Source organism: Sphingopyxis sp. (assembly GCF_041916015.1).
In the GTDB taxonomy this organism is placed as follows: Bacteria; Pseudomonadota; Alphaproteobacteria; order Sphingomonadales; family Sphingomonadaceae; genus Sphingopyxis.
The window spans coordinates 35132-48235 of sequence record NZ_JAYSAH010000022.1; the positions used below are offsets into that span (position 1 = coordinate 35132).

The 13104-nt window shown below is 65.7% G+C and carries 13 protein-coding genes; 11 read left to right on the forward strand and 2 right to left on the reverse strand.

Annotated elements, in window-relative coordinates:
- Positions 1 to 212: 212 nt before the first annotated feature.
- From ACE3SL_RS03535 to zapE, 4 genes are read left to right on the forward strand one after another with little or no spacing between them, the layout of a single operon-like run.
- Complete coding sequence (locus ACE3SL_RS03535; protein WP_374524376.1) at positions 213 to 995, forward strand: succinate dehydrogenase iron-sulfur subunit; 783 nt, start codon at positions 213 to 215, stop codon at positions 993 to 995.
- The gene (locus ACE3SL_RS03540) at positions 995 to 1975 is read left to right on the forward strand and encodes an MBL fold metallo-hydrolase (RefSeq protein WP_374524377.1); all 981 of its coding nucleotides are present in this window, start codon (positions 995 to 997) and stop codon (positions 1973 to 1975) included. The genes ACE3SL_RS03535 and ACE3SL_RS03540 overlap by 1 nt, the downstream gene beginning before the upstream one ends.
- Positions 1972 to 2463 (forward strand): PaaI family thioesterase, encoded by a 492-nt coding sequence (locus tag ACE3SL_RS03545; protein ID WP_374524378.1) that lies wholly within the window; start codon positions 1972 to 1974, stop codon positions 2461 to 2463. Before ACE3SL_RS03540 ends, ACE3SL_RS03545 begins: the two co-directional genes overlap by 4 nt.
- On the forward strand, positions 2460 to 3581 hold the full coding sequence (zapE, locus tag ACE3SL_RS03550; RefSeq protein ID WP_374524379.1) for a cell division protein ZapE: 1122 nt from the start codon (positions 2460 to 2462) through the stop codon (positions 3579 to 3581). Before ACE3SL_RS03545 ends, zapE begins: the two co-directional genes overlap by 4 nt.
- Here the strand turns inward: zapE and ACE3SL_RS03555 are convergent.
- Entirely contained in the window at positions 3552 to 4595 is a 1044-nt protein-coding gene (locus ACE3SL_RS03555) for a hypothetical protein (protein ID WP_374524380.1), read from the reverse strand. The genes zapE and ACE3SL_RS03555 overlap by 30 nt on opposite strands.
- Positions 4596 to 4654: 59 nt before the next feature.
- The gene (locus ACE3SL_RS03560) at positions 4655 to 5197 is read right to left on the reverse strand and encodes a phosphatase PAP2 family protein (RefSeq protein ID WP_374524381.1); all 543 of its coding nucleotides are present in this window, start codon (positions 5195 to 5197) and stop codon (positions 4655 to 4657) included.
- A 317-nt stretch (positions 5198 to 5514) separates the two neighbouring features.
- Here ACE3SL_RS03560 and mdh point away from each other — a divergent pair, with 317 nt between their 5' ends.
- The 7 genes from mdh to ACE3SL_RS03595 all read left to right on the forward strand — a co-directional run.
- The gene (gene mdh / locus ACE3SL_RS03565; protein ID WP_374524382.1) at positions 5515 to 6477 is read left to right on the forward strand and encodes a malate dehydrogenase; all 963 of its coding nucleotides are present in this window, start codon (positions 5515 to 5517) and stop codon (positions 6475 to 6477) included.
- 60 nt (positions 6478 to 6537) lie between these two features.
- Positions 6538 to 7428, forward strand: a complete 891-nt coding sequence (gene sucD, locus ACE3SL_RS03570) for a succinate--CoA ligase subunit alpha (protein WP_374524383.1) — start codon at positions 6538 to 6540, stop codon at positions 7426 to 7428.
- A 105-nt stretch (positions 7429 to 7533) separates the two neighbouring features.
- Positions 7534 to 7824: a GIY-YIG nuclease family protein gene (locus ACE3SL_RS03575; RefSeq protein WP_374524384.1), complete on the forward strand. Its 291-nt coding sequence runs from the start codon at positions 7534 to 7536 to the stop codon at positions 7822 to 7824.
- Positions 7825 to 7946: 122 nt separating this feature from the next.
- A complete protein-coding gene (locus ACE3SL_RS03580; protein ID WP_374524385.1) occupies positions 7947 to 10769 on the forward strand; it encodes a 2-oxoglutarate dehydrogenase E1 component in 2823 nt (940 codons plus the stop codon).
- Positions 10770 to 10864: 95 nt separating this feature from the next.
- Positions 10865 to 12091: a 2-oxoglutarate dehydrogenase complex dihydrolipoyllysine-residue succinyltransferase gene (odhB, locus tag ACE3SL_RS03585; RefSeq protein ID WP_374524386.1), complete on the forward strand. Its 1227-nt coding sequence runs from the start codon at positions 10865 to 10867 to the stop codon at positions 12089 to 12091.
- A gap of 42 nt (positions 12092 to 12133) precedes the next feature.
- Complete coding sequence (locus tag ACE3SL_RS03590) at positions 12134 to 12448, forward strand: hypothetical protein (RefSeq protein WP_374524387.1); 315 nt, start codon at positions 12134 to 12136, stop codon at positions 12446 to 12448.
- Positions 12449 to 12491: 43 nt separating this feature from the next.
- On the forward strand, positions 12492 to 13104 hold a 613-nt coding region (locus ACE3SL_RS03595), incomplete at its 3' end, for an FAD-dependent oxidoreductase (RefSeq protein ID WP_374524388.1).

Sequence of the window (13104 nt, forward strand, 5' to 3'; positions counted from 1 at the left end):
AGTTCGTGCCCCTGCGAAGGCAGGGGGCCATCTCCTGACCTCGGCTTATCGAGCGATGGTCCCGGCAGAATGCCGATGACCGGAGATGGGCCCCTGCCTTCGCAGGGGCGCGACAGTGCTAATTTTCAGGCGCCAGCAATCCGATCACCCCCTTGCCGACTCCGTCGTTCAGGTCTAGGCCGACCGCGATTGCACATAGGGGAAATTGCGACATGGCCGAATTCCGCCTGCCCAAGAACAGCCGCATCGAAAAGGGCGGCACGGTCCACACGGCCGGGGGCGCGACGAACGTCAAGAAGTTCAAGGTCTATCGCTACGACCCCGACAAGGGCCAGAATCCCCATTTCGACACGTTCGAGATCGACCTCGACACATGCGGCCCGATGGTGCTCGATGCGCTCATCAAGATGAAGAGCGAGCAGGATTCGACGCTGACCTTCCGCCGCTCGTGCCGCGAGGGCATCTGCGGCAGCTGCTCGATGAACATGAACGGCAAGAACGGCCTCGCCTGCACCACCGCGATCGAGGATTTGAAGGGCGACATCCAGATCACCCCGCTGCCGCATATGGAGGTGATCAAGGACCTCGTCCCCGACTTCACCCATTTCTATGCCCAATATGCCTCGATCGAGCCGTGGCTGAAGACCAAGACGACGACGCCGAGCGGCAAGGAACGGCTGCAGTCGCCCGAGGAGCGCGAAAAGCTCGACGGGCTTTACGAGTGCATCCTCTGCGCCTGCTGCTCGACGAGTTGCCCCAGCTATTGGTGGAACAGCGACAAGTTCCTCGGCCCCGCGATCCTGCTCCAGGCCTATCGCTGGCTCGCCGACAGCCGCGACGAATATACCGGCGAGCGGCTCGACGAACTGGAAGACCCCTTCCGCCTCTATCGCTGCCACACGATCATGAACTGCGCCAACGCCTGCCCGAAGGGCCTCAGCCCCGCGCGCGCGATCGCCGAGATCAAGAAGCTCGAGGCCGAGCGGCAGGTCTGATGCGCGGCTGGCTGCCAGCGCTGCTCGCGCTGGGGCTGGCGGGCTGCGCGGCAAAGCCCGCGGTCGAAACCGTTCCGCCGCCGCGCACCTATGCGCATGGCATCGGCGGCGCGACCTTCCTGATCGGCGGGACCTTTGCGCCCGGCCGGTCGCCCGACGGCAACAGCCTGATCCTCTATGGGCCCGAGGGCGCCATCGTGATCGACACGGGGCGGCACGCCGAGCATCTGATCGCGATCCGGCAGGGGCTGAGCGGGATCGGCATGTCGCCTGTCGCGATCGTCAACACGCACTGGCATCTCGACCATGTCAGCGGCAATCCGGCGCTGAAGGCCGCGTTTCCGGGTCTCAAAGTCTATGGCACGTCGGCGATCGACGGCGCGCTCACCGGCTTTCTGGCGAAAAGCGCCGAATCGTCGCACAAGGCGCTGGCCGAAGGCGCCATCCCCGCCAGCGCGGTCCCCGATGTCGAAGGCGACCTCGCCACGATCGGGCACGGCACCGAGCTCAGGCCCGACATCGTTGTCGACGAGTCGCGCGATACGACGATCGCCGGCCGGCCGCTGTCGCTGCGCGTCGCGCGCAACGCGGTGACGGCACGCGACCTCTGGATCTATGACGCCGCCGAAAAGCGTGCGATCGTCGGCGACCTCGTGACCGTGCCGGTTCCGTTTCTCGACACCGCCTGCCCCGAAGGCTGGCTGAAGGCGCTCGATGCGGTCGCGGCTTCGGGTGCCGAAGAGGTTGTTCCGGGGCATGGCCCGATCATGCCGATCGCCGATTTCACGATCTGGCATCGCGCCTTTGGCGACTTTATCGCTTGCGCGCGGGGCGCTGGCGCGCTTGAGGGCTGTTCGGCCGGCTGGCTGGCGGGCGCCGCGAAATGGATCGGGGACGACACGGCGCGCGCCAGGGCGATGGCCGATTATTATGACGAGCTGGTGCGCTCGGGGAAACTGGACGGATATTGCAAGGCATGAATGACGGGATCGAGGAGCCGAAGCGGCGCGAGAATTTCAGCGCCGAGGAATTGACGGGCGGCTGGATCAGCTGGAACCTCAAGGACAAGGACCGCTTCAACGCCTTCATCGAGCCGCTGTCGGTGCGCAGCGAAAGCCCGACCGAGGACGGGCGCCCGCGCGCCCGCGTGCGGATGCATCCGGAGCGCAGGCACAGCAATCTCGGCGATAATGTCCATGGCGCGGTCACGCTCGCGCTCGTCGATGTCGCGCTGTTCGCCGCATCGCACCAGTTCGGCTCGCTCGACGCAGGGCATTCGGTGACGCTCGACCTTTCGACCCAGTTCGTCGGCGCGGGGCGCGTCGGCGAGCCGATGGATGCGCTTGTCGAACTGGTGCGCGAGACCGGGCGCCTGATCTTCCTGCGCGGGCTCGTCGTGCAGGGCGAAAGCGACGGGCACATCGTGCTGACCTTCGCCGGAACGATCCGCAAGGCCAGCCGCAAGTGACCGGGGTCCTCGCTGCCTATGACGCGCTCGTCGCGGCGGGCGAGCTCCGCCCCGATACCGAACAGCGGGCTGCCGCCGAACGGCTGAACGCGCTGCAGCAGGAGTTGGAGGCCGCGCCGCCGCGCGGCAGCCTGCTCTGGCGCATCGCGGGGCGCAAGCCCGCCTCGCCGCGCGGCGTCTATCTGTGGGGCGCGGTCGGGCGCGGCAAGTCGATGCTGATGGACCTCTTCTACGACCAGCTTCACATCCAGCGGAAGCGGCGCGTCCACTTCCACGCCTTCATGCAGGAAGTGCACGCGCGGATGCGCGAGGTCAGGAAGACCGAGAGCGGCGACCCGATCCCGCAGGTCGCGGCAGCGCTCGTCGAGAATATCCGCTGCCTCGCCTTCGACGAGATGGTCGTCAACAACAGCGCCGACGCGATGATCCTGTCGCGCCTGTTCACCGCGCTGATCGACCATGGCGTCACGGTGGTCGCGACCTCGAACCGCCCGCCGCACGATCTCTACAAGGACGGGCTCAACCGCGAGCATTTCCTGCCCTTCATTGCGCTGATCGAGGCGCGGCTCGACGTGATGGGGCTCAACGGACCGACCGATTACCGCCGCCACCGCCTCGGCGACGGCAAGCGCTGGTTCGTGCCCGCCGACGATGCGGCAAGCGCGGCGCTCTCCGCCGCCTTCTTCCGCCTGACCGACTATCCGCCCGAGGACCGCGCGCATGTCCCTTCGCTCGATCTCGACATCGGCGGCGGACGCATCCTGCATGTCCCGAAGGCCTTGAAGGGCGTCGGGGTCTTCTCGTTCAAGCGCCTCTGCGGCGAGGCGCGCGGGGCGTCCGACTATCTCGCCGTCGCGCGCCATTTCCATGCCGTCATCATCGTCGGCATCCCGCGCATGGGACCCGAGAACCGCAACGAGGCGGCGCGCTTCGTCACGCTGATCGACGCGCTCTACGAATATAAGGTCAAGCTGCTCGCGAGCGCGGCGGCCGAGCCCGACGACCTCTATGTCGCGGGCGACGGCGCGTTCGAGTTCGAGCGGACGGCGAGCCGCCTGTCCGAAATGCAGTCCGATGATTATCTGGCGTTAGGCCACGGCCAGGAAGACGCCGCCTAATATCTTGCCCCAGCGCGAGGTGTTGATCGTGATCGCGACCAGGTCCCGGACATAGCGTATCTCGTGCGCCAGATGGCCGGCCGCCTGCTCGGCGATGCGGCGCGCCGTGCGAAGCGGCTTGGGCGCGGCGGCTGCGATGCGGCCCGGTCGCGCGGGCGGCGCGGGCAGGGTGGCAAAACCGCCGCTCGACACACGCGGATCATCGGCGACGGCGCGGCAGAGCGCCTCCATCCGTTCGATCGCCAGCCGGTTCGGAACCGCGCGGTCGCGGCTCAACAGCTCGAAACTGTGGCTGAACGCCGAAAACTGGATCGCGCCGCTGGCAGCCGAATGGTCGAGCGCATCGCGCATTTCCTCTTCCGACATCGCGCAAAGCTGTGCGGGACGAAAGCGGTTGGCGCGATCGAGCAGGCCGCTCACCGGCACTTCGACAATTCCGCAATGCTCGCGCATTCCGAGGTTGCCCGCGTCGAGCGAAATCTCGCAGCCGCGTCCGGCCCAGGCGCCGTTGAAGCTGCTGTCGAACCGGAAGCCGAGGCTGGCGAGCGCGCGCAGCGTGTCGTCGTTCGCGCCGAAATTGCCGGCGCGGAACGCGGTGGGCCTAGGCGCGCCGGCGGCCATCAATGTGTCGCGCGCGAAGGCGATCAGCCTCTTCTGTGCGGCCAGCGGAAAGTCGCCGATATTGCGCCCGGTCAGTCGCCCGGCCGGATTGAAGCGCGCGAAGGCCAGCCATTCGGTATGCAGATGAAGCTGCACCTCATGCCCACGCGCGACGATCGGCTGGACGATGGCGTCAATGACGCTGCGGCCATGGACGAGCGCAGGCATCGGATCGACGAACCAGACGCCGGTCAGGCCGTGGCGTTCGAGCATGTCCATCTGGAAGTGGATGCCGAAATCACCCTCGCGGCAGCGGCCGAGGATCGAGCTTTCATAATTGGCGCGCGCGTCGGTGCCCCGCTGGTAGAGTCCGGCGGAAAGCTCGGTATCGAAACTGATGATCGCGCGGGTCACCGGGCCGTCCTAGCGGCCGGCGGAATAAGGGAGGGTTAAGGCCATCCTCCGGGGTTTCTCTAAAAGCGCATCGTCACCGCGACGCCGCCGCCCTTGGTATCGCCCCAGGGGAAGACCTGCACCCGGTCGCCCGCCTTGCGTGTGATCAGGAATCCGGACGCCTCGCCGATTGCGGCGCCGACGAGCACGTCATGGACATGGTGTTTCTTCGCTTCGACCCGGCTCAGGCCGACGAAGGCGGCAACGATCTGCGCGGGCACGCCGATTTCCCAGCCATAGCGATTCTGCAGCGTCGCGGCGGCGGCGAACGACATCGACGTGTGGCCCGACGGAAAGCTCTTGTCGTCGCTGCCGTCGGGGCGGCGTTCGGGGAAGGCTTCCTTGAGGCCATAGGTGACCCCGGCGGAGGCGGCGATGCTGCCCCCCGCCTGCAACACGCCGTCCCAGTCGCCCTGCACCGCGGGTACGCCGAAGGCCGCGACGACGAGCGCATCGCGCGCGATCGACCCCGCGTCGTTCCAGCCCTTCTCGCTCGCGGCGGCGGGTGCGGCGGTAGTGATCGACAGCGCGATGGCGAGGGTCGTCACACTATATCTGACCATGATCGTCTCCCCGAAAAGGTTCCCCGCTTCCCCGAGCGTCGTAAGTTTAGGACTTCGGCTCGCACGCGCCACTATAATGTGATGTTCTCGGCATAAGGAATCCGCATCATCGCAGCGCGATCGGTGCGATTCGGCCTTTATTGTTATTGCGAACTATTAGCAAAGAAAGCCGGATTTTCGGCTTTTTGGCGGTTGTTTCCTTAAGGGAATCGGCGTAGGGGCGTCGCCAGTCTTGGGACCGCAGCGGGGCGTCAGGCCCGTGCCCCCGCGGTCCGTGAACCTTTGCCGGGCTTGCCAGGAAGGGAGTGCCGCGCGCCATGGGACGCAAGAAGATCGCATTGATCGGAGCCGGGAATATCGGCGGAACGCTGGCGCTGCTCGCCGCGCAGAAGGAACTCGGCGACGTTGTCCTGTTCGACGTCGTCGAAGGCGTGCCGCAGGGCAAGGCGCTCGATCTGTCGCAGGTCGGTCCGATCGCGGGCTTCGACGCGAAGATCACCGGCACCAACGATTACAAGGACATTGCGGGCGCCGACGTCATCATCGTCACCGCCGGCGTCGCCCGCAAGCCGGGCATGAGCCGCGACGATCTGCTCGGCATCAACCTCAAGGTCATGAAGGCCGTCGGCGAAGGCATCAAGGCGAACGCCCCCGACGCCTTCGTCATCTGCATCACCAACCCGCTCGACGCGATGGTGTGGGCGCTGCGCGAATTCTCAGGGCTCCCGCACAACAAGGTCGTCGGCATGGCTGGCGTCCTCGATTCGGCGCGCTTCAGCCACTTCATCGCCGACGAATTCGACGTGTCGGTCAAGGATGTGAACACCTTCGTGCTCGGGGGGCACGGCGACACGATGGTCCCCGTCGTCCGCTATTCGACGATCAACGGCATTCCCGTTCCTGATCTGGTCAAGATGGGTCTCTCGACGCAGGAAAAGATCGACGCGATCGTCAAGCGCACCCGCGGCGGCGGCGGCGAGATCGTCGCGCTGCTCGGCACCGGCTCGGCCTTCTATGCCCCGGCCGCGAGCGGCATCGCGATGGCCGAGGCCTATCTCGGCGACCAGAAGCGCATCCTGCCCTGTGCCGCCTATGTCGACGGCGAATATGGCGTCGACGGCCTCTATGTCGGCGTTCCCGTGCAAATCGGCGCGGGCGGCGTCGAGAAGATCGTCGAGATCGAACTCGACGGTGCCGACAAGGCGGGGCTTCAGGTCTCGGTCGATGCGGTCAAGGAGCTGCTCGACGCGTGCAAGGCGCTGGACCCCAGCCTCGCCTGATTTTTTTGCCGCGCCCGGCGTTATGCGCCGGGCGCAGGCTCTCCCCGGGAGATTTAGAATATGTCCATTCTCATCGACAAGAATACCAAGGTCATCACGCAAGGGATGACCGGTGCCACCGGCACTTTCCACACCGAACAGGCGCTCGCCTATGGCACGCAGATGGTCGGCGGCGTGACGCCGGGCAAGGGCGGCACGACGCACATCGGCCTGCCGATGTTCAACACCGTCGAGGAAGCGAAGCACGCGACCGGCGCGACCGCATCGGTCATCTATGTTCCGCCGCCGTTCGCCGCCGACTCGATCCTCGAGGCGATCGATGCCGAGATCGAGCTGATCGTCGCGATCACCGAGGGCATTCCGGTGCTCGACATGGTCAAGGTGAAGCGCGCGCTTTCGGGCTCGAAGTCGCGCCTGATCGGCCCGAACTGCCCCGGCGTGCTGACCCCCGACGAATGCAAGATCGGCATCATGCCGGGCAATATCTTCAAGAAGGGCAGCGTCGGCGTCGTCTCGCGCTCGGGCACGCTGACCTATGAAGCGGTGTTCCAGACCTCGAACGTCGGCCTGGGTCAGACCACCGCGGTCGGCATCGGCGGCGATCCGGTCAACGGCACCAACTTCATCGACGTGCTCGAACTCTTCCTGGCGGACGACGCGACCAAGTCGATCATCATGATCGGCGAAATCGGCGGCGACGCCGAGGAGCAGGCGGCGCAGTTCCTGATCGACGAGGCGAAGCGTGGCCGCAAGAAGCCGATGGCCGGCTTCATCGCGGGCCGCACCGCACCTCCGGGGCGCCGCATGGGCCACGCCGGCGCGATCGTGTCGGGCGGCAAGGGCGACGCCGAAAGCAAGATCGCGGCGATGGAAGCCGCCGGCATCAAGGTGTCGGCGAGCCCGTCGGAACTCGGCACGACGCTCGCCGAAGTGCTCAAGGAACGCGTCTGATTTATTCGCCATCCTCTTTTTCGTGTGTCCCCGCGAAGGCGGGGACCCATTGCGACGGTGGCTGGACCCCCGCCTTCGCGGGGGAACACGGAGGGGAGGTTTAGGATGGTCCGACCCGGCTATGTGTACATCATGGCAAGCGGGAAGAACGGGACGATCTATATCGGCGTGACCAGCGATCTGCCGCAAAGGATTTGGCAACATCGCGAAGGCGTGGTCGAAGGGTTTACAAAGCAATATGGCTGCAAGCTGCTGGTGTGGTTCGAGAGCTTTGAAAGCATATACGACGCCCGGCAGTTTGAAGCGCGAATGAAGAAATGGAACCGGGCGTGGAAGATCAACCGCATCGAGGAACGTAACCCGGAATGGGCTGATCTGTTCGAGACGCTGGTTTAGTTTGTTCGTGTTCCCCCGCAAAGGCGGGGGCCCACGATAGGGTGCAATGGGCCCCCGCCTTCGCGGGGGAACACGGATAGGTCAGGCCCCTGCCTTCGCAGGGGCACGGATAGGTTAGAGATATGAACCTCGAACGACAAAGCTTCGACATCGACGAGCCGCAGGCCGGCCCGAGCTGGGCGCCGAAGAACTGGCCGCCGATCGACGGCGACGACCTGACCGCCGCGCTCGATCCGCAGCAGATGCAGGTCGCGGTGAAGGCCGCCGCCGCGAAGGCGGGCGCGCCGCTGTCGAACGCCGAGGTCGAGCGCGCGGCCGACGATTCGATTCGCGCGATGATGCTGATCCGTACCTATCGCGTGCGCGGGCATCTTGCCGCCAAGCTCGACCCGCTCGGGCTCAGCAAGATGGAAATTCCGGCCGACCTGACGCCCGAATATCATGGCTTTTCCGGCGCTGCGCTCGATCGCCCGGTGTGGCTCGGCGGCACGCTCGGCCTCGAAAAGGCGACGGTGCGCGAGATCGTGGCGATCCTGCAGGCGAATTACTGCGGCGCCGTCGGCCTTGAATATATGCACATCGCCGACATCGAGGAGCGCCAGTTCCTTCAGGAGCGGATGGAAGGCGCCGACAAGATCATCGAATTTTCGGTCGAGGGCAAACGCGCCATCCTGAACAAGGTGATCGAGGCCGAGGAATGGGAGAAATTCCTCGCGCGCAAATATGTCGGCACCAAGCGCTTCGGCCTCGACGGCGGCGAATCGATGATTCCCGCGATGGAATCGATCATCAAATACGGCGGCCAGTATGGCGTGAAGGAAATCGTCTACGGCATGGCGCACCGCGGGCGCCTCAACATGCTCGCGAACGTCATGGCGAAGCCGTACAAGGTGATTTTCCACGAATTCTCGGGCGGCAGCGCGAACCCTGATGATGTCGGCGGTTCGGGCGACGTCAAATATCACCTCGGCACCTCGACCGACCGGGAGTTCGACGGCATCTCGGTCCATATGTCGCTCGTCCCCAACCCCTCGCACCTCGAGGCGGTCGATCCGGTCGTACTCGGCAAGGTACGCGCGCAGCAGGTCGTGCGCGACGACCTCGCCAAGCATGAGCAGGTGCTGCCCGTGCTGATCCACGGCGACGCGGCCTTCGCGGGGCAGGGGATCGTGTGGGAATGCCTCGGCTTCTCGGGCATCCGCGGCTATAACACCGGCGGCTGTATCCACTTCATCGTCAACAACCAGATCGGCTTCACGACCAGCCCGCAGTTCGCGCGCTCGTCTCCCTACCCGTCGGACGTCGCCAAGGGCGTCCAGGCGCCGATCCTGCACGTCAACGGCGACGATCCCGAGGCGGTGACCTTCGCCTGCAAGCTCGCGATCGACTTCCGCCAGCGCTTCAAGCGCGACGTCGTGATCGACATGTGGTGCTATCGCCGCTTCGGCCACAATGAGGGCGACGAACCTTCGTTCACCCAGCCTTTGATGTATGCGCGTATCCGCCAGCATCCGCCGGTGTCGCAGCTTTGCGCGGCGAAGCTCGAGGCCGAGGGCGTGATCGACGCCGGCTGGGCCGACGCGCGGCGCGGCGAGTTCGTCGCGCATCTCGAAGAGGAATTCGAGGGCGCGAAAAGCTACAAGCCGAACAAGGCCGACTGGTTCGCGGGCCGCTGGTCGGGGCTCCATGCCCCAGCCGACCCCGAAAATGCGCGCCGCAACATCGCGACCGGCGTTTCGGACAAATTGTTCGACGCGATCGGCCGCACGCTGACGACGATCCCCGCCGACCTCGAAGTCCACAAGACGCTCCGCCGCGTCATCGACGCGCGTGCCGCGATGTTCGCGAACAAGGACGATGCCGAGGTGTTCGACTGGGCGACGTCGGAGGCGCTCGCCTTCGGCACCTTGCTCAGCGAAGGCTATCAGGTGCGCCTGTCGGGCCAGGATTCGGGCCGCGGCACCTTCTCGCAGCGTCACGCCGTCTGGGTCGACCAGAAGGACGAGCATAAATATATCCCGCTGACGACCGTGCCGCACGGCCGGTTCGAGGTGCTCGACAGTCCCTTGAGCGAATATGGCGTGCTCGGTTTCGAATATGGCTATGCGATGGCCGATCCGAAGAGCCTCGTGCTCTGGGAAGCGCAGTTCGGCGACTTCGCCAACGGCGCGCAGATCATGATCGACCAGTTCATCGCCGCGGGCGAGGCCAAGTGGCTGCGCGCCAACGGGCTCGTGCTGTTGCTGCCGCACGGGTATGAAGGGCAGGGGCCCGAGCATAGCTCGGCGCGCCTCGAACGCTTTTTGCAGCTTTGCGCGGGCGACAATATCCAGGTGTGCAATATTTCGACCCCGTCGAACTATTTCCACGTCCTGCGCCGCCAGATGCTGCGTCCGTTCCGCAAGCCGCTGATCATCATGACGCCGAAGTCGCTGCTCCGCCATAAGCTCGCGGTGTCGCAGCGCTCGGACTTCATCGGCGAGGCGCATTTCCGCCGCATCATGTCGGACCGTACCCCGCCCGAGGACGCGAAGGTCAAGCGCGTCGTCCTCTGTTCGGGCAAGGTCGGCTACGACCTGATGGAGGCGCGCGATGCCGCCGGCCTCGACGACACGACGGTGATCCGCATCGAGCAGATATATCCCTTCCCCGGCGAGGCGCTGGCCGTTCGCCTGAAGCGGATGAAGAATCTCGAAGAGGTCGTCTGGGCGCAGGAAGAGCCGCGCAACAACGGCGCCTGGTTCTTCGTCGAACCGCTGATCGAGGAGTCGCTGAAGGAGGCGGGCCACAAGGGGATGCGCGCGCGCTACGCCGGGCGCAGCGCCGCCGCTTCGCCCGCCACCGGGCTGATGAGCCGCCACCAGACCGAGCAGGCGGCGTTCGTCGCCGATGCGCTCGGCCTTTCGGTCCGGGCGGAAATCCGCCGCGCGAAAAACAAGGCTTAGGATCATAGGGTGCGCCCCTGCGAAGGCAGGGGCCCATCTCCCACCGTTTGATGATGGGCCCCTGCCTTCGCAGGGGCACGGAAAGAGAAGAAGCGATGAGCACCGAAGTCAAAGTCCCCACGTTGGGTGAAAGCGTCACCGAAGCGACGATCGGCGAGTGGCTGAAGCAGCCCGGCGAAGCGGTCGCGCTCGACGAGCCGATTGCCAGCCTCGAAACCGACAAGGTCGCGGTCGAGGTGCCCTCGCCCGTCGCGGGCGTGATGGGACAGCAGCTTGCCGCCGTGGGCGACACGGTCAATGTCGGCGCGGTGATCGCGACGGTCGAGGCGGGCGGGGCCGCTGCTGCACCGGCGCCCGCCGCGGCGCCTGCCCCCGCCGCCAAGGCTGAGGCCGCCGCTCCCGCGCCCGCCACGACGGGCGAGGATGGCGTCACGACGCTGTCGCCCGCGGTCCGCCGCCTTGTCCTCGAACATGGCGTCGATCCGACGAAGATTCAGGGCACCGGCAAGGACGGCCGCCTGACCAAGGAAGATGTCCTCGCCGCCGCGAATGCCGCGCCCGAGGCGGCGCCCGCTCCGGCACCGGCGCCTGCCGCTGCCCCCGCCGCGAGCGGCGCTCCGGGTCGCCGCGAGGAGCGCGTTAAGATGACGCGGATGCGCCAGACGATCGCCAAGCGCCTCAAGTCGGCGCAGGACACCGCGGCGATGCTGACGACGTTCAACGACGTCGACATGTCGGCGGTGATCGCGGCGCGCGACAAATATCGCGAAAGCTTCGAAAAGAAGCACGGCGTCCGCCTCGGCTTCATGAGCTTCTTCACCAAGGCGGTCGCGCTCGCGGCGCACGACATTCCCGCGGTCAACGGCCGCATCGATGGCGACGAGATCGTCTATTACGACTATCTCGACGTCTCGATCGCGGTCAGCGCGCCGAACGGCCTCGTCGTGCCGATCGTCCGCAACGCCGAAAGCCTGTCCTTCGCCGGGATCGAAAAGGCGATCGCCGACCTCGGCAAGCGCGCCAAGGACGGCACGCTGACGATGGACGACATGACCGGCGGCACCTTCACCATCTCGAACGGCGGCGTGTTCGGCGGCCTGATGTCGACCCCGATCATCAACCCGCCGCAGTCGGCGGTGCTTGGCCTTCACCGCATCGAGGATCGCCCGGTCGTGCGGAACGGCGAGATCGTCATCCGCCCGATGATGTATATCGCGCTCAGCTACGACCACCGGCTCGTCGACGGCCGCGAGGCGGTGACCTTCCTGAAGACGATCAAGGAAGCGATCGAGGATCCGACGCGGCTGCTGATCGATTTGTGATGCCTTCCGCACCCGGTTTCACTGGCAGGGGAGTATAGGGCTATGACGGTCAGGACTGGCGTGGCACTCGGCCTCGCGATCATCGCGATGCTGTCGGCGTGCGGCGATGCCGGTAACAGCATGCAGAAAGGCTTCGAGGACGGGTTCAAAACCCAGTTCATCGAGAATTTCAACAAGTCCTGTCAGTCGAGCGCGGGCGGCAGCGGGCTGTCGGCGGACAAGATCGCCGAAGTCTGCAAATGTACCGCCGACGCGCTGATCGAAAAGCATAGCCCGGCGGACCTGATGAAGTTGAAACCCGAAGATGCGATGCCGGTGATGAAGGAATGCGCCGCGAAGTCGGGGCTCCCTGTTTGAGCATCGGGCGACGCCGCGATGGAGCTTAGTTGAGGTAAGAAAAATGGCTGATTACGACTACGACGTCCTTGTCATCGGTGCCGGCCCCGGCGGCTATGTCGCGGCGATCCGCGCCGCGCAGCTGGGTCTCAAGACCGCGTGCGCCGAGGGGCGCGAGACGCTGGGCGGCACCTGCCTCAACGTGGGCTGCATCCCGTCGAAGGCGATGCTCCACGCGTCGGAATATTTCGAGGCCGCCGCGGGCGGCGCGATGGCGGCGATGGGCATCAAGGTGAAGCCCGAACTCGACCTCGGCGCCATGCACGGCCAGCGCAAGGATGCGGTGAAGGGCCTGACCGGCGGCATCGAATTCCTGTTCAAGAAGAACAAGGTCGACTGGCTGAAGGGCTATGCGCAGTTCACGTCGGCCGATACGGTCGAAGTTGCAGGCAAGAGCGTTCGCGCGAAGAATATCATCATCGCGACCGGCTCGTCGGTGACCCCGCTTCCGGGCGTCGCGGTCGATAACGACAAGCAGATCATCGTCGATTCGACCGGCGCGCTCGAACTCGCCAAGGTGCCGGGCCATATGGTCGTGATCGGTGGCGGCGTGATCGGGCTCGAACTCGGCAGCGTGTGGCGCCGCCTTGGTGCCAAGGTCACCGTCGTCGAATTCC

Excerpts from the sequence above, each read along its gene's own strand:
- ACE3SL_RS03545 (WP_374524378.1), top strand. The coding sequence starts at position 1,972 with ATGAATGACGGGATCGAGGAGCCGAAGCGGCGCGAGAATTTCAGCGCC.
- mdh (WP_374524382.1), top strand. The coding sequence starts at position 5,515 with ATGGGACGCAAGAAGATCGCATTGATCGGAGCCGGGAATATCGGCGGA.
- ACE3SL_RS03590 (WP_374524387.1), top strand. The coding sequence starts at position 12,134 with ATGACGGTCAGGACTGGCGTGGCACTCGGCCTCGCGATCATCGCGATG.
- odhB (WP_374524386.1), top strand. The coding sequence starts at position 10,865 with ATGAGCACCGAAGTCAAAGTCCCCACGTTGGGTGAAAGCGTCACCGAA.
- ACE3SL_RS03575 (WP_374524384.1), top strand. The coding sequence starts at position 7,534 with ATGGTCCGACCCGGCTATGTGTACATCATGGCAAGCGGGAAGAACGGG.
- ACE3SL_RS03540 (WP_374524377.1), top strand. The coding sequence starts at position 995 with ATGCGCGGCTGGCTGCCAGCGCTGCTCGCGCTGGGGCTGGCGGGCTGC.
- ACE3SL_RS03560 (WP_374524381.1), bottom strand. The coding sequence starts at position 5,197 with ATGGTCAGATATAGTGTGACGACCCTCGCCATCGCGCTGTCGATCACT.
- sucD (WP_374524383.1), top strand. The coding sequence starts at position 6,538 with ATGTCCATTCTCATCGACAAGAATACCAAGGTCATCACGCAAGGGATG.
- ACE3SL_RS03535 (WP_374524376.1), top strand. The coding sequence starts at position 213 with ATGGCCGAATTCCGCCTGCCCAAGAACAGCCGCATCGAAAAGGGCGGC.
- ACE3SL_RS03580 (WP_374524385.1), top strand. The coding sequence starts at position 7,947 with ATGAACCTCGAACGACAAAGCTTCGACATCGACGAGCCGCAGGCCGGC.